General features: G+C 55.7%; 12 protein-coding genes, 4 tRNA genes and 1 rRNA gene. All 17 read left to right on the top strand.

Annotated elements, in window-relative coordinates:
- A 5S ribosomal RNA gene (rrf, locus tag IMW75_RS27515) occupies window positions 1-83 on the top strand; the annotation flags it as partial.
- A gap of 137 nt (window positions 84-220) precedes the next feature.
- Window positions 221-1,180 carry a bifunctional biotin--[acetyl-CoA-carboxylase] ligase/biotin operon repressor BirA gene (birA, locus tag IMW75_RS12295; RefSeq protein WP_045057459.1) on the top strand — a complete coding sequence of 320 codons (960 nt, stop codon included), beginning with the start codon at window positions 221-223 and terminating at the stop codon, window positions 1,178-1,180.
- Window positions 1,170-1,919 carry a pantothenate kinase gene (locus IMW75_RS12300; RefSeq protein WP_045057460.1) on the top strand — a complete coding sequence of 250 codons (750 nt, stop codon included), beginning with the start codon at window positions 1,170-1,172 and terminating at the stop codon, window positions 1,917-1,919. Before birA ends, IMW75_RS12300 begins: the two co-directional genes overlap by 11 nt.
- A gap of 7 nt (window positions 1,920-1,926) precedes the next feature.
- Window positions 1,927-2,367 (top strand): hypothetical protein, encoded by a 441-nt coding sequence (locus tag IMW75_RS12305; RefSeq protein ID WP_045057461.1) that lies wholly within the window; start codon window positions 1,927-1,929, stop codon window positions 2,365-2,367.
- A 142-nt stretch (window positions 2,368-2,509) separates the two neighbouring features.
- A tRNA-Tyr gene (locus tag IMW75_RS12310) sits at window positions 2,510-2,594 on the top strand.
- 23 nt (window positions 2,595-2,617) lie between these two features.
- Window positions 2,618-2,691 (top strand) — tRNA-Gly (locus tag IMW75_RS12315).
- 26 nt (window positions 2,692-2,717) lie between these two features.
- Window positions 2,718-2,793: transfer RNA gene (locus IMW75_RS12320), tRNA-Thr, on the top strand.
- Window positions 2,794-2,877: 84 nt separating this feature from the next.
- On the top strand, window positions 2,878-4,071 hold the full coding sequence (tuf, locus tag IMW75_RS12325) for an elongation factor Tu (RefSeq protein WP_007896619.1): 1,194 nt from the start codon (window positions 2,878-2,880) through the stop codon (window positions 4,069-4,071).
- 53 nt (window positions 4,072-4,124) lie between these two features.
- Window positions 4,125-4,200: transfer RNA gene (locus IMW75_RS12330), tRNA-Trp, on the top strand.
- 45 nt (window positions 4,201-4,245) lie between these two features.
- Window positions 4,246-4,614 (top strand): preprotein translocase subunit SecE, encoded by a 369-nt coding sequence (gene secE, locus IMW75_RS12335; protein ID WP_095147411.1) that lies wholly within the window; start codon window positions 4,246-4,248, stop codon window positions 4,612-4,614.
- Window positions 4,615-4,623: 9 nt separating this feature from the next.
- Entirely contained in the window at window positions 4,624-5,157 is a 534-nt protein-coding gene (nusG, locus tag IMW75_RS12340; RefSeq protein ID WP_007896622.1) for a transcription termination/antitermination protein NusG, read from the top strand.
- Between the two features lie 117 nt (window positions 5,158-5,274).
- A complete protein-coding gene (gene rplK, locus IMW75_RS12345) occupies window positions 5,275-5,706 on the top strand; it encodes a 50S ribosomal protein L11 (RefSeq protein WP_003210097.1) in 432 nt (143 codons plus the stop codon).
- Complete coding sequence (gene rplA, locus IMW75_RS12350) at window positions 5,706-6,401, top strand: 50S ribosomal protein L1 (protein ID WP_007896626.1); 696 nt, start codon at window positions 5,706-5,708, stop codon at window positions 6,399-6,401. The genes rplK and rplA overlap by 1 nt, the downstream gene beginning before the upstream one ends.
- 198 nt (window positions 6,402-6,599) lie before the next feature.
- Window positions 6,600-7,100 carry a 50S ribosomal protein L10 gene (gene rplJ, locus IMW75_RS12355; RefSeq protein WP_045057462.1) on the top strand — a complete coding sequence of 167 codons (501 nt, stop codon included), beginning with the start codon at window positions 6,600-6,602 and terminating at the stop codon, window positions 7,098-7,100.
- Window positions 7,101-7,180: 80 nt separating this feature from the next.
- Window positions 7,181-7,546 (top strand): 50S ribosomal protein L7/L12, encoded by a 366-nt coding sequence (rplL, locus tag IMW75_RS12360; RefSeq protein ID WP_008145490.1) that lies wholly within the window; start codon window positions 7,181-7,183, stop codon window positions 7,544-7,546.
- Window positions 7,547-7,766: 220 nt separating this feature from the next.
- Window positions 7,767-11,840 carry a DNA-directed RNA polymerase subunit beta gene (rpoB, locus tag IMW75_RS12365; RefSeq protein ID WP_045057463.1) on the top strand — a complete coding sequence of 1,358 codons (4,074 nt, stop codon included), beginning with the start codon at window positions 7,767-7,769 and terminating at the stop codon, window positions 11,838-11,840.
- Window positions 11,841-11,904: 64 nt separating this feature from the next.
- A complete protein-coding gene (gene rpoC / locus IMW75_RS12370) occupies window positions 11,905-16,104 on the top strand; it encodes a DNA-directed RNA polymerase subunit beta' (protein ID WP_045057464.1) in 4,200 nt (1,399 codons plus the stop codon).
- Window positions 16,105-16,225: the final 121 nt, after the last annotated feature.

Raw genomic sequence — 16,225 nt, forward strand, 5'->3', positions numbered from 1 at the left:
CCCATCCCGAACTCAGCAGTGAAACGATGCATCGCCGATGGTAGTGTGGGGTTTCCCCATGTGAGAGTAGGTCATCGTCAAGATTAAATTCCGAAACCCCTATCTGCGTATGCAGGTAGGGGTTTTGTTTTTGTCCGCAGGAAAGTTCAGGCCTTCGTGTTTCTATGCAATCGCTCGGTGCATGGCTATCATGCGGGCCTCATTGTGAGGCGAGACTTGCATGCTGACGTTGTTGAAGCTTCTTAAGGATGGCCGGTTCCATTCTGGCCAGGCCCTTGGCATCGCCCTGGGTGTCAGTCGTAGTGCGGTTTGGAAACAGCTCCAGCTCCTGGAAGCTGAGTTGGGCTTATCCATCCACAAAGTGCGCGGTCGCGGTTATCAACTGGCTGCGCCATTGACGCTGCTCGACCCTGTCAGCATCCGCGAGGCGGCTCCTTCCTGCGAATGGCCCACCCTGGTCTTTGACTCCATAGACTCGACAAATGCCGAGGCCTTGCGCGCGATCGAGCGTGGCCAGGCCGCACCATTCCTGGTGGTTGCCGAACGGCAGACGGCCGGGCGAGGGCGTCGCGGACGCAAGTGGGTCAGCCCTTTTGCCGAAAACGTCTATTACAGCCTTGTGTTGCGCATCGACGGTGGAATGCGGCAGCTGGAAGGACTCAGTCTGGTTGTAGGCCTGGCAGTGATGCAGGCCCTGCGTGAGCTCGGAGTTTCGGCTGCAGGTCTTAAATGGCCAAACGACGTATTGGTCGGGCAGAAAAAAATCGCCGGCATACTTCTGGAGCTGGTGGGCGATCCCGCTGACGTATGCCACGTAGTGCTAGGCGTTGGAATCAATGTAAACATGCAGATGACTGATGAGGTTGATCAGCAATGGACGTCGATGCGTCTCGAGACCGGCAAGGTGTTCGATCGCAACCATCTCGTCGCAGCCCTGGGTTTGAAGCTGCAGGGTTATTTGCACCGTCATCAGACCGATGGGTTTGCTGCCATCCAGTCGGAGTGGGAGCAGAATCATCTGTGGCAGGGGCGCGCCGTATCGCTGATTGCCGGGGTCAACCAGATAGATGGCGAAGTGCTGGGTATCGATAAACAAGGTGCTTTGCGCTTGAAGGTGGGTGGTGTGGAAAAAGTCTTTAGCGGTGGTGAGCTCAGCCTGAGGTTGCGTGATGATTCTTGAGCTCGACTGCGGAAACAGTTTTATCAAATGGCGCGTGCTGGGTGTGGGCGGCGGTATGACGGTCGGAGAGGGGGTCGTTGACTCGGATCTGGCGTTGCTCGAGAGCCTGAATGCCATCGTGAGCCTGTCATTGACCTATTGCCGGCTGGTAAGCGTCAGGACCACCGAAGAAACCGGTGCATTGACCGCCTTGCTCAAGAGTGCTTATGGCGTGTCAGTTGCCTGCGCTGCGCCCTCTCGCGAAATGTCCGGTGTTCGTAACGGCTATGAAGAATACGAGCGCTTGGGGCTCGACCGTTGGCTGGCGATGCTGGGTGGATTCCATCTGGCGTCGGGCTCGTGTCTTGTGCTCGACTTCGGTACAGCCGTTACCGCTGACTTTATAGACAGCGACGGCGAGCATCTCGGTGGCTTCATCTGTCCGGGGATGCCCTTGATGCGCAATCAGCTGCGCACCCACACGCGCAAGATACGGTATGGCGACATCGCAGCCGAGCGCGCGCTGGAAAGCCTTGCTCCTGGTCGCACCACCGTCGAAGCGGTAGAGCGCGGCTGCTCGTTGATGCTCAGGGGATTCGTGCTTACGCAATTGGAGATGGCGCGCAGTTACTGGGGTGAAGACTTTGTGGTTTTTCTCACGGGTGGGGACGCAAGTCTTGTCTCGGGCGTCGTCCCTGAAGCCCGCGTGGTTCCAGATCTGGTGTTTGTGGGCCTGGCGATGGCGTGCCCTTTGAGTTGAGGTATTTATGCGTTGGTTGTTCCTGCTACTGCTAGTGCTCAATGTTTTCTATTACATCTGGCATCAACAAGAAGCCCCCTTGCGCGCCAAGGATGTGACGCCTTTGAGCCTGTATCGTGGTTCGCAGCAGGATATTCGCCTGCTGAGCGAATCCACCGATGCCGCGCGGGACAAGGCCAAGGCTGTTCAGCCTGATAGCGGGTGCCTGTATGTAGGCGGCTATTCGCGGCAGGACGTGGCTCAGGCCGTCGAGCGAAGATTGACTGGCATGGAGATCAAGTTCCAGGCCTTGCCGCGCGACCTCCCGGATGCGCCTGGTTACTGGGTGCGGATCGCACCTGAAAGCCGACGCTGGCTGGATGATGTGCAGTTGCAAAACCTTTCCAGAGAATTCAATGAGTTAAAACATAAAATAATGCCGTGCGAGGGGGTTGCACAGGCGGATTAGTTTGCATAGAATGGCGCCCGCTTCGCAGTGAAGACCTTTAAAGGTCAACGCAGCGGAACGAGGTCAACGCAGCTAACCTCAGGTTTTTAATGAGAAAATGCTTGACAGAAGGCTGGCATGATATAGAATGCCGGCTCGCTTAGGAGGGGTTCCCGAGCGGCCAAAGGGATCAGACTGTAAATCTGACGTCTACGACTTCGAAGGTTCGAATCCTTCCCCCTCCACCATTTTTAGCGAGAGTTGCAAGCTCGCGGGTATAGTTTAGTGGTAGAACCTCAGCCTTCCAAGCTGATGATGCGGGTTCGATTCCCGCTACCCGCTCCACGTTTGCAGATCTTGCACAGTGTTACGCTCTTGTAGCTCAGTTGGTAGAGCACACCCTTGGTAAGGGTGAGGTCAGCGGTTCAAATCCGCTCAAGAGCTCCATATAACAAGGCAGATATGAAAATATCTGCCTTTGTTTTAATGGCTTGTTTCACTTGTAACATTCTTCTCCTGAGGGTGATTTCGATGGCTAAGGAAAAGTTCGAACGTAATAAGCCGCACGTCAACGTAGGCACCATTGGTCACGTCGATCACGGCAAAACTACTCTGACTGCAGCCCTGACCCGCGTCTGCTCCGAAGTGTTCGGTTCGGCAAAGGTTGACTTCGACAAGATCGATAGCGCCCCAGAAGAAAAAGCTCGTGGTATTACCATCAACACCGCTCACGTTGAGTACGATTCGGCCGTGCGTCACTACGCACACGTTGACTGCCCTGGTCACGCCGACTACGTAAAAAACATGATTACCGGTGCTGCACAGATGGATGGTGCGATTCTGGTTTGCTCGGCCGCTGATGGTCCGATGCCGCAAACCCGTGAGCACATTCTCCTGTCGCGCCAGGTAGGCGTTCCGTACATCGTTGTCTTCCTGAACAAGGCTGACATGGTAGATGACGCGGAGCTGCTTGAGTTGGTTGAAATGGAAGTGCGAGACCTGTTGAGCACCTACGATTTCCCAGGTGATGACACTCCAATCATCATTGGTTCGGCGCTGATGGCGTTGAATGGTCAAGACGACAACGAGATGGGCACCACTGCCGTCAAGAAGCTGGTCGAGACTCTGGATAGCTACATTCCGCAGCCTGAGCGTGCTATTGATAAGCCGTTCCTGATGCCGATCGAGGACGTGTTCTCGATCTCCGGTCGCGGTACTGTTGTGACTGGCCGTGTTGAGCGTGGCATTGTTCGCATCCAGGAAGAAGTTGAGATCGTTGGTCTGCGTGACACGGTCAAGACTACGTGCACTGGTGTAGAGATGTTTCGCAAGCTGCTCGACGAAGGTCGTGCAGGTGAGAACTGCGGCGTATTGCTGCGTGGTACCAAGCGTGATGATGTTGAGCGTGGCCAGGTACTGGTCAAGCCCGGCACCGTCAAGCCGCATACCAAGTTCACAGCTGAAGTTTATGTTCTGAGCAAGGAAGAAGGTGGCCGTCATACGCCGTTCTTCAAAGGCTACCGTCCACAGTTCTACTTCCGTACGACTGATGTGACTGGTAACTGCGAGCTGCCAGAAGGAGTTGAGATGGTTATGCCGGGTGATAACGTTCAGATGACCGTTACCCTGATCAAAACCATCGCGATGGAAGATGGTCTGCGTTTCGCTATTCGTGAGGGCGGTCGTACCGTCGGCGCGGGTGTCGTGGCAAAAGTCATCGAGTAAGTTGTTGTAATGTCTTTTTCAGGCCGGCATAATGGTCGGCCTGATTTTGTTTTAGGTCAGTAGCTCAATTGGCAGAGCGACGGTCTCCAAAACCGTAGGTTGGGGGTTCGATTCCCTCCTGACCTGCCAGATTCACTTGGTGGGTTTGGCTTTCTTTTCACAGGATCTTCATAGATGACTCCTAAAGCTGAAGCTCAAGGCTCTCGCTTCGATCTGCTCAAGTGGCTAGTAGTAGCCGCTTTGGTGGTTGTTGGCGTTGTTGGCAATCAGTATTACTCTGCTTCGCCGATCCTGTACCGCGTACTGGCACTGCTTGCCATTGCTGCTGTAGCTGCCTTTGTAGGCCTGCAGACAGCTAAGGGCAAGTCTTTCTTTGTACTGGTAAAGGAAGCTCGCACTGAGATTCGTAAAGTCGTATGGCCAACTCGCCAAGAAACCACGCAGACCACGTTGATCGTAGTGGCTGTTGTTCTGGTTATGGCGTTGCTGTTGTGGGGTCTTGATTCCCTGCTCGGCTGGCTTGTTTCCTTGATTGTCGGCTAAGGGTGTCCCGTGGCTAAGCGTTGGTACGTTGTGCATGCTTACTCCGGTTACGAGAAGCATGTCATGCGCTCGTTGGTAGAGCGTGTAAAGCTGGCTGGCATGGAAGATGGCTTCGGCGAAATTCTGGTTCCCACTGAAGAAGTGGTTGAAATGCGTAATGGCCAGAAACGCAAAAGCGAGCGCAAGTTCTTCCCAGGTTATGTGCTGGTCCAGATGGACATGAACGAGGGTACTTGGCACTTGGTCAAGGATACTCCTCGGGTGATGGGTTTCATCGGCGGTACTGCTGATAAACCTGCGCCGATCACCGATAAAGAGGCAGAAGCGATTCTGCGTCGCGTTGCTGATGGTAGCGACAAGCCGAAGCCGAAGACGTTGTTCGAGCCAGGCGAGTCGGTACGGGTCAACGACGGGCCGTTTGCTGATTTTACTGGCACGGTCGAAGAAGTTAACTACGAAAAGAGCCGGATCCAAGTGGCAGTGCTCATTTTCGGTCGCTCTACTCCGGTAGAGCTAGAGTTCAGCCAGGTCGAAAAGGTCTAGCTGGGCAAGCATCCCAACCCCGCAGCCTTAGGCTGTGGGGTTTTGTCGTCACTGGGATAAACGCGCAAGTAACCGGGGAGCCTTTCGAGGCGTTTGAACCCGTAATTGGAGTGCCTCATGGCCAAGAAGATTACCGCTTACATCAAGCTGCAAGTGAAGGCCGCTCAGGCTAACCCAAGCCCACCTGTTGGTCCTGCACTGGGTCAGCACGGCGTGAACATCATGGAATTCTGCAAAGCTTTCAACGCCCGTACCCAGGGTATTGAGCCAGGCCTGCCGACTCCAGTGATCATCACTGTCTACAGCGACCGTAGCTTCACTTTCGAAACCAAATCCACTCCTGCTTCGGTTCTGCTGAAGAAGGCGGCTGGTCTGACTAGCGGTTCCGCTCGTCCGAACACCGTTAAGGTTGGCACCGTGACTCGTGCTCAGCTGGAAGAAATCGCGAAAACCAAAAACGCGGATCTGACTGCAGCTGATATGGATGCGGCCGTGCGCACTATCGCCGGTTCTGCTCGTAGCATGGGCCTTAACGTGGAGGGTGTGTAATGGCTAAGTTGACCAAGCGTCAAAAGGCTATCGCCGGCAAAATCGAAGCAGGCAAGTCCTACAACTTTGTAGACGCTGCTGCTCTGCTGGCTGAGCTGTCGACTGTCAAGTTCAGCGAGTCGTTCGACGTTGCTGTGAACCTGGGCGTTGACCCGCGTAAATCCGACCAGGTCGTTCGTAGCGCTACTGTGCTGCCGCACGGTACTGGCAAGACCGTTCGCGTAGCTGTGTTCACCCAGGGTCCAGCTGCTGAGGCCGCTCTGGCTGCCGGCGCTGACCGTGTAGGTATGGACGACCTGGCTGCCGAAATGAAAGGTGGCGACCTGAACTATGACGTTGTTATCGCATCCCCGGATGCAATGCGCGTTGTTGGTCAGTTGGGTCAGATCCTCGGTCCACGTGGCCTGATGCCTAACCCTAAAGTCGGCACCGTAACACCAGACGTAGCTACCGCGGTTAAAAACGCCAAGGCTGGTCAGGTTCGTTATCGCACCGACAAAAACGGCATCATCCACACTTCCGTTGGCAAAGTCGGCTTCGACGCCGTCAAGCTGAAGGAAAACGTTGAAGCCCTGATCGCTGATCTGAAGCGTATCAAGCCAGCTTCCTCGAAAGGCATTTACGTCAAGCGCGTTACCCTGAGCACCACTATGGGCCCAGGTCTGGTCATCGACCAAGGCTCGCTCGACGCGTAAGACACAGGTTGGCGCAAGTGATTGCGCCAATTGAAAGATTGGGGTCCCTGCCTGGCGGGGGCTATCCAAGACCGTAGGCGACGCAAGTCTTAAACCTCAAGCCTACGCAGATGGTGCTCCCGGTTCCTTACCGAATCAGACACCAAAACGACATCCGGCCTCGGTTGGATGAAACGGTAACAAGCAGGAGTTAAACCCGTGGCAATTAAACTCGAAGACAAGAAGGCCATCGTCGCTGAAGTCAACGAGGCTGCCCAAGTTGCCCTGTCTGCTGTTGTGGCTGATGCCCGCGGCGTGACAGTTGGCGCTATGACCGGACTCCGTAAAGAGGCTCGTGAAGCTGGCGTTTACGTACGTGTTGTACGTAACACCCTGCTCAAGCGCGCCGTTGCTGGCACTCCATATGACGTGCTCAACGACGTGTTCACTGGCCCGACCTTGATTGCATTCTCCAAAGATCATCCGGGCGCTGCTGCTCGTATTTTCAAGGAATTCGCAAAAGGTCAGGATAAGTTCGAGATCAAGGCAGCTGCGTTCGAGGGCAAGTTCCTCGCAGCTAATCAGATCGACGTACTGGCAAGCCTGCCGACCCGTGACGAAGCAATTTCTCAGCTGATGAGCGTGATTCAAGGCGCAACCAGCAAATTGGCTCGTACTCTGGCGGCACTTCGCGACCAGAAAGAAGCAGCTGCAGCCTAAGGCTAAGCGACTCCTTTCAGCGTTTATTGTTTATTTCGATGGCCGCGTAGGCTGTCACCCCAATACAGGAATTTATAGTCATGTCTCTGACTAACGACCAAATCATCGAAGCAATCGGCGAAAAATCCGTTCTGGAAATCGTTGAGCTGATCAAGGCCATGGAAGAGAAGTTCGGCGTTTCCGCTGCCGCTGCTTCCGCTGGTCCAGCTGCTGTTGCTGCCGTTGTTGAAGAACAAACTGAATTCAACGTCATGCTGCTGGAAGCTGGCGAGAAGAAAGTTAACGTGATCAAGGCAGTACGTGAACTGACCGGTCTGGGCCTGAAAGAAGCCAAGGCAGTAGTTGACGGCGCTCCTGGCGTTGTTCTGGAAGCCGTATCGAAAGATGCAGCTGACAAAGCTAAAGCCACTCTGGAAGAAGCAGGCGCTAAAGTCGAGCTGAAGTAAGCATCGACCTTGCGTCTCCAGCCCGAGCGTTAAGCGAAAGGCTGATGGCTGGTGGCTCTTGCCACCGGCCTTTTTCCGTTATTGGCAACCGACTGGGTCGGTGCTGGTAACGAGCTGTAACCACCCGATGCGGTGGCGCAAACCATGGGGTTTGCACGATTTTCTGGCTGCTCCCGTCGGGAGGGGCCAAACAAGCAGGTGACCAAGCTGGGGAACGCTGATGGCTTACTCATATACTGAGAAAAAACGTATCCGCAAGGACTTTAGCAAGTTGCCGGACGTCATGGATGTGCCGTATCTCCTGGCAATCCAGCTGGATTCGTATCGTGAATTCTTGCAGGCGGGAGCGACTAAAGATCAGTTCCGCGACGTGGGCCTGCATGCGGCCTTCAAATCCGTTTTCCCGATCATCAGCTACTCCGGCAATGCTGCGCTGGAGTACGTCGGTTATCGCCTGGGCGAACCGGCATTTGATGTCAAAGAATGCGTATTGCGCGGTGTGACTTACGCCGTACCTTTGCGGGTAAAAGTGCGCCTGATCATTTTCGACAAAGAATCGTCGAACAAAGCGATCAAGGACATCAAAGAGCAAGAAGTCTACATGGGTGAAATCCCCCTGATGACTGAAAACGGTACCTTCGTAATCAACGGTACCGAGCGTGTAATCGTTTCCCAGCTGCACCGTTCCCCGGGCGTGTTCTTCGACCACGACCGCGGCAAGACGCATAGCTCCGGCAAACTGCTGTACTCCGCGCGCATCATTCCTTACCGCGGTTCGTGGCTGGACTTCGAGTTCGACCCGAAAGACTGCGTATTCGTGCGTATCGACCGTCGTCGCAAGCTGCCTGCATCGGTACTGCTGCGCGCGCTCGGCTATACCACTGAAGAAGTGCTCGACGCGTTCTACACCACCAACGTTTTCCACCTGAGCGGCGAAACCCTCAGTCTGGAACTGATTGCTTCGCGTCTGCGTGGTGAAATCGCTGTTCTTGATATTCAGGACGAGAAGGGCAAGGTCATCGTTGAAGCGGGTCGCCGTATTACTGCGCGCCACATCAACCAGATCGAAAAAGCCGGTCTCAAGACCCTGGAAGTGCCTCTGGACTACGTCCTGGGTCGCACTACCGCCAAGGCCATCGTGCATCCGGCAACCGGCGAAATCCTGGCAGAGTGCAACACCGAGTTGAACACCGAGATCCTGGCAAAAATTGCCAAGGCCCAGGTTGTTCGCATCGAAACTCTGTACACCAACGATATCGACTGCGGTCCGTTCGTCTCCGACACCCTGAAGATCGACTCCACCAGCAACCAATTGGAAGCGCTGGTCGAGATCTATCGCATGATGCGTCCAGGCGAGCCGCCAACCAAGGATGCTGCCGAGACCCTGTTCAACAACCTGTTCTTCAGCCCTGAGCGCTATGACCTGTCTGCGGTCGGCCGGATGAAGTTCAACCGTCGTATCGGTCGTACCGAGATCGAAGGTTCGGGCGTGTTGTGCAAGGAAGATATCGTCGCGGTTCTGAAGACTCTGGTCGACATCCGTAACGGTAAAGGCATCGTCGATGACATCGACCACCTGGGTAACCGTCGTGTTCGCTGCGTTGGCGAAATGGCCGAGAACCAGTTCCGCGTTGGCCTGGTACGTGTTGAGCGTGCGGTCAAAGAGCGTCTGTCGATGGCTGAAAGCGAAGGCCTGATGCCGCAAGACCTGATCAACGCCAAGCCTGTGGCTGCGGCGGTGAAAGAGTTCTTCGGTTCCAGCCAGCTGTCCCAGTTCATGGACCAGAACAACCCGCTGTCCGAGATTACCCACAAGCGTCGTGTGTCTGCACTCGGCCCTGGCGGTCTGACTCGTGAGCGTGCCGGCTTTGAAGTTCGTGACGTACACCCGACTCACTACGGTCGTGTATGCCCGATTGAAACGCCGGAAGGTCCGAACATCGGTCTGATCAACTCCCTGGCCGCCTATGCGCGCACCAACCAGTACGGCTTCCTCGAAAGCCCGTACCGTGTGGTGAAAGACGCTCTGGTCACTGACGAGATCGTGTTCCTGTCCGCCATCGAAGAAGCTGATCACGTGATCGCTCAGGCTTCGGCCACGATGAACGACAAGAAAATGCTGGTCGACGAATTGGTAGCTGTTCGTCACTTGAACGAGTTCACCGTCAAGGCGCCGGAAGACGTCACCTTGATGGACGTTTCGCCGAAGCAGGTAGTTTCGGTTGCAGCGTCGCTGATCCCGTTCCTCGAGCACGATGACGCCAACCGTGCGTTGATGGGTTCGAACATGCAGCGTCAAGCTGTACCAACCCTGCGCGCTGACAAGCCGCTGGTCGGTACCGGCATGGAGCGTAACGTAGCCCGTGACTCCGGCGTTTGCGTCGTGGCTCGTCGTGGCGGCGTGATCGACTCCGTTGATGCCAGCCGTATCGTGGTTCGTGTTGCTGATGACGAAGTTGAAACCGGCGAAGCTGGTGTCGACATCTACAACCTGACCAAATACACCCGCTCCAACCAGAACACCTGCATCAACCAGCGTCCGCTGGTACGTAAGGGTGATCGGGTTCAGCGCAGCGACATCATGGCTGACGGTCCGTCCACCGACATGGGTGAACTGGCGCTGGGTCAGAACATGCGCATCGCGTTCATGGCCTGGAACGGTTACAACTTCGAAGACTCCATCTGCCTGTCCGAGCGTGTTGTTCAGGAAGACCGCTTCACCACGATCCACATTCAGGAACTGACCTGTGTGGCACGTGACACCAAGCTTGGGCCAGAGGAAATCACTGCAGACATCCCGAACGTGGGTGAAGCTGCACTGAACAAGCTGGACGAAGCCGGTATCGTTTACGTAGGTGCTGAAGTAGGCGCAGGCGACATTCTGGTAGGTAAGGTCACTCCGAAAGGCGAGACCCAACTGACCCCGGAAGAAAAACTGCTGCGTGCGATCTTCGGTGAAAAAGCCAGCGACGTTAAAGACACCTCCCTGCGTGTGCCTACCGGCACCAAGGGTACCGTCATCGACGTACAGGTCTTCACTCGTGACGGCGTTGAGCGTGATGCTCGTGCACTGTCCATTGAGAAGACTCAGCTCGACGAGATCCGCAAGGATCTGAACGAAGAGTTCCGTATCGTTGAAGGCGCGACTTTCGAACGTCTGCGCTCCGCCCTGGTAGGCCACAAGGCTGAAGGCGGCGCTGGTCTGAAGAAAGGTCAGGACATCACCGACGAAGTACTCGACGGTCTTGAGCATGGTCAGTGGTTCAAACTGCGCATGGCTGAAGATGCTCTGAACGAGCAGCTCGAGAAGGCTCAGGCCTACATCGTTGATCGTCGCCGTCTGCTGGACGACAAGTTCGAAGACAAGAAGCGCAAACTGCAGCAGGGCGATGACCTGGCTCCAGGCGTGCTGAAAATCGTCAAGGTTTACCTGGCAATCCGTCGCCGCATTCAGCCGGGCGACAAGATGGCCGGTCGTCACGGTAACAAAGGTGTGGTCTCCGTGATCATGCCGGTTGAAGACATGCCGCACGATGCCAATGGCACCCCGGTCGACGTTGTCCTCAACCCGTTGGGCGTACCTTCGCGTATGAACGTTGGTCAGATCCTCGAAACCCACCTCGGCCTCGCGGCTAAAGGTCTGGGCGAGAAGATCAACCGGATGATCGAAGAGCAGCGTAAAGTTGCTGAACTTCGCACCTTCCTCGACGAGATCTACAACCAGATCGGCGGTCGTAACGAAGACCTGGACAGCTTCTCCGACCAGGAAATCCTGGATCTGGCGAAGAACCTGCGCGGCGGCGTTCCAATGGCCACTCCAGTGTTCGACGGCGCCAAGGAAAGCGAAATCAAGGCCATGCTGAAACTGGCAGACCTGCCAGAAAGCGGCCAGATGCAGCTGACCGACGGCCGTACCGGCAACAAGTTCGAGCGCCCGGTTACTGTTGGCTACATGTACATGCTGAAGCTGAACCACTTGGTAGACGACAAGATGCACGCTCGTTCTACCGGTTCGTACAGCCTGGTTACCCAGCAGCCGCTGGGTGGTAAGGCACAGTTCGGTGGTCAGCGTTTCGGGGAGATGGAGGTCTGGGCACTGGAAGCATACGGTGCTGCTTACACTCTGCAAGAAATGCTCACAGTGAAGTCGGACGATGTGAACGGCCGTACCAAGATGTACAAAAACATCGTGGATGGCGATCACCGTATGGAGCCGGGCATGCCCGAGTCCTTCAACGTGTTGATCAAGGAAATTCGTTCCCTCGGCATCGATATCGATCTGGAAACCGAATAACACGTGACGCGAATCGAGAGCGGGGCAGGATTGCCCGCTCTCTGCTCCGCCAGGAGGAAAGGCCTTGAAAGACCTACTGAATTTGCTGAAAAACCAGGGTCAAGTCGAAGAGTTCGACGCCATCCGTATTGGATTGGCATCGCCTGAGATGATCCGTTCGTGGTCGTTCGGTGAAGTTAAAAAGCCGGAAACCATCAACTACCGTACGTTCAAACCTGAACGTGACGGCCTGTTCTGCGCCAAGATCTTTGGCCCGGTAAAGGATTACGAGTGCCTGTGCGGTAAGTACAAGCGCTTGAAGCACCGCGGTGTGATCTGCGAGAAGTGCGGCGTTGAAGTCGCGCTGGCCAAGGTTCGTCGTGAGCGCATGGCGCACATCGAGCTTGCGTCCCCGGTGGCCCACATCTGGTTCCTGAAATCGCTGCCGTCGCGTATCGGTTTGCTGATGGACATGACCCTGCGTGATATCGAACGCGTTCTCTACTTCGAGAGCTATGTCGTTATCGATCCAGGCATGACCACCCTTGAAAAAGGTCAGCTGCTCAACGACGAGCAGTACTTCGAAGCGCTGGAAGAGTTCGGCGACGATTTCGATGCCCGCATGGGTGCCGAAGCTGTCCGTGAACTGCTGCACGCTATCGACCTGGAGCACGAGATTGGCCGCCTGCGTGAAGAAATTCCGCAAACCAACTCCGAAACCAAGATCAAGAAACTGTCCAAGCGTCTGAAGTTGATGGAAGCCTTCCAGGGTTCCGGCAACCTTCCAGAATGGATGGTGCTGACCGTTCTGCCGGTTCTGCCGCCAGATCTGCGTCCACTGGTCCCGCTGGATGGCGGTCGCTTCGCGACTTCCGACCTCAACGATCTGTATCGTCGAGTGATCAACCGTAACAACCGTTTGAAGCGCCTGCTTGATCTGTCCGCTCCGGACATCATCGTGCGCAACGAAAAGCGTATGTTGCAGGAAGCTGTCGATGCACTGCTCGACAACGGTCGTCGTGGCCGCGCTATCACCGGTTCGAACAAGCGTCCTCTGAAATCCCTGGCTGACATGATCAAGGGTAAGCAGGGTCGTTTCCGTCAGAACTTGCTCGGTAAGCGTGTTGACTACTCCGGTCGTTCGGTAATTACCGTAGGTCCGACCCTGCGTCTGCACCAGTGCGGTCTGCCGAAGAAAATGGCTCTCGAGCTGTTCAAGCCGTTCATTTTCGGCAAGCTGGAAATGCGTGGTCTCGCTACCACCATCAAAGCTGCCAAGAAGATGGTCGAGCGCGAGCTGCCTGAGGTTTGGGACGTTCTCGCTGAAGTGATCCGTGAACACCCGGTTCTCCTCAACCGTGCACCGACCCTTCACCGTCTGGGTATCCAGGCGTTTGAACCGGTACTGATCGAAGGTAAGGCTATCCAGCTGCACCCTCTGGTCTGTGCTGCGTACAACGCCGACTTCGACGGCGACCAAATGGCCGTGCACGTACCGCTGACGCTGGAAGCCCAGTTGGAAGCGCGTGCGTTGATGATGTCGACCAACAACATTCTGTCGCCAGCCAACGGTGAGCCAATCATCGTTCCGTCGCAGGACGTTGTATTGGGTCTGTACTACATGACTCGTGAAGCGATCAACGCCAAGGGCGAAGGTCGTGTGTTCGCGGATCTGCAGGAAGTTGACCGTGTGTTCCGTGCCGGCGAAGCCGCACTGCACGCCAAGGTCAAAGTGCGGATCCACGAAACCGTTAACGACCGTGATGGCGGCAGCGTCAAGAACACCCGTATCGTCGACACCACTGTCGGCCGTGCGCTGTTGTTCCAGGTTGTTCCACCTGGCCTGTCGTACGATGTCGTCAACCAGCCGATGAAGAAAAAAGCGATCTCCAAACTGATCAACCAGTGCTACCGCGTGGTTGGTTTGAAAGAGACCGTGATCTTCGCTGACCAGTTGATGTACACCGGTTTTGCCTATTCGACCATTTCCGGCGTTTCCATCGGTGTTAACGACTTCGTTATCCCGGATGAAAAAGCCCGCATCATCAATGCTGCTACTGATGAAGTGAAAGAGATCGAAAGTCAGTACGCCTCCGGCCTGGTAACCCAGGGCGAGAAGTACAACAAAGTGATTGACCTTTGGTCCAAGGCGAACGACGAAGTTTCCAAAGCGATGATGGCCAACCTCTCGAAAGAGAAAGTCATCGACCGTCATGGCGTCGAAGTCGACCAAGAGTCCTTCAACTCGATGTATATGATGGCCGACTCGGGTGCACGGGGTTCTGCTGCGCAGATCCGTCAGCTCGCCGGTATGCGTGGCCTGATGGCCAAGCCGGATGGTTCCATCATTGAAACGCCGATTACTGCGAACTTCCGTGAAGGTTTGAGCGTACTTCAGTACTTCATCTCCACTCACGGTGCTCGTAAAGGTTTGGCGGATACCGCGTTGAAAACTGCGAACTCCGGTTACCTGACTCGTCGTCTGGTAGACGTGGCGCAGGATCTGGTTGTGACCGAGATCGATTGCGGCACCGAACATGGCCTGGTAATGACTCCGCACATTGAAGGCGGTGACGTTGTTGAGCCGTTGGGTGAACGCGTATTGGGTCGTGTCATTGCCCGTGACGTATTCAAGCCAGGTACCGAGGAAGTTATCGTTCCTGCCGGCACCCTGGTAGACGAGAAGTGGGTCGAGTTCATCGAGCTGAACAGCATCGACGAAGTGATCGTGCGTTCGCCGATCAGCTGCGAAACCCGCTATGGCATTTGCGCCAAGTGCTACGGCCGTGATCTGGCTCGTGGTCACCAGGTGAACATCGGTGAAGCGGTCGGCGTTATCGCTGCCCAGTCCATCGGTGAGCCGGGTACCCAGCTGACCATGCGTACGTTCCACATCGGTGGTGCGGCAAGCCGGACCTCCGCTGCTGACAGCGTTCAGGTGAAGAATGGCGGTACCGTCCGTCTGCACAACCTGAAGCACGTTGAGCGAGTGGATGGCTGCCTGGTAGCTGTGTCCCGTTCCGGTGAGCTGGCAATCGCTGATGACTTCGGTCGTGAGCGCGAGCGCTACAAGCTGCCGTACGGTGCCGTGATTTCGGTTAAAGAAGGTGACAAGGTCGACGCTGGCGCAATCGTGGCCAAGTGGGATCCGCACACTCACCCAATCGTTACCGAAATGAAAGGTACCGTGACCTACGTGGGCATGGAAGAAGGCATCACGATCAAGCGTCAGACTGACGAATTGACCGGTATGACCAACATTGAAGTACTCGACGCCAAAGACCGTCCAGCTGCCGGTAAAGATATCCGTCCTGCTGTGAAGATGGTTGATGACAACGGCAAGGACTTGTTGCTGCCAGGCACTGACGTTATCGCTCAGTACTTCCTGCCAGCCAACGCCCTGGTCGGTGTGGCGGATGGTGCGAAGATTGCGATCGGTGACGTTATCGCTCGTATCCCGCAAGAGACTTCGAAGACCCGTGACATCACCGGTGGTCTGCCACGTGTTGCCGACTTGTTCGAAGCACGTCGTCCGAAAGAAGCCTCGATCCTGGCTGAAGTCAGCGGCACCATCGCGTTCGGTAAAGAGACCAAAGGCAAACGCCGTCTGGTCATTACCCCGAACGACGGTACCGATCCGTACGAAGAGCTGATTCCGAAGTGGCGTCACCTGAACGTCTTCGAAGGCGAACAGGTAAACCGCGGCGAAGTTATCTCCGACGGCCCGAGCGATCCACACGACATCCTGCGTCTGCTGGGTGTGAGTGCGCTGGCCAAGTACATCGTGAACGAGATCCAGGACGTTTATCGTCTGCAAGGCGTGAAGATCAACGATAAGCACATCGAGACCATCCTGCGTCAGATGCTGCGTAAGGTTGAAATCGCTGAATCCGGCGACTCGACTTTCATCAAGGGCGACCAGATGGAGTTGACTCACGTTCTGGTAGAGAACGAGCGTCTGGCTGGCGACGAGAAATTCGTTTCCAAGTTCACTCGTGTGTTGCTGGGTATCACCAAGGCGTCGTTGTCCACCGAATCGTTCATCTCGGCGGCTTCCTTCCAGGAAACCACTCGTGTACTGACCGAAGCGGCGGTAACCGGCAAGCGCGATTACCTGCGCGGCCTGAAAGAAAACGTGGTCGTGGGTCGTCTGATCCCGGCGGGTACCGGCCTGGCTTACCACAGCGAGCGCAAGCGTCGTCGTGAAGCTGACAAGCCGTTGCGCGTAAGCGCCAGTGAAGTGGAAGCTGCACTGACCGAAGCGCTGAACTCTAGCGGTAACTGAGTTCTGCGATAAATGAGTGTGAGGCCCTGGTCGCTCCGTTCGTCGAATCGAGACAAATTGTCGAGATTGGATGAGCGGGGAGGTCGGGGCCTTGCCTTGACTGGGGACAAGATCCTCTTTA

It is taken from the genome of Pseudomonas gregormendelii, assembly GCF_017114825.1.
GTDB classification, from domain to species: domain Bacteria; phylum Pseudomonadota; class Gammaproteobacteria; order Pseudomonadales; family Pseudomonadaceae; genus Aquipseudomonas; species Aquipseudomonas gregormendelii.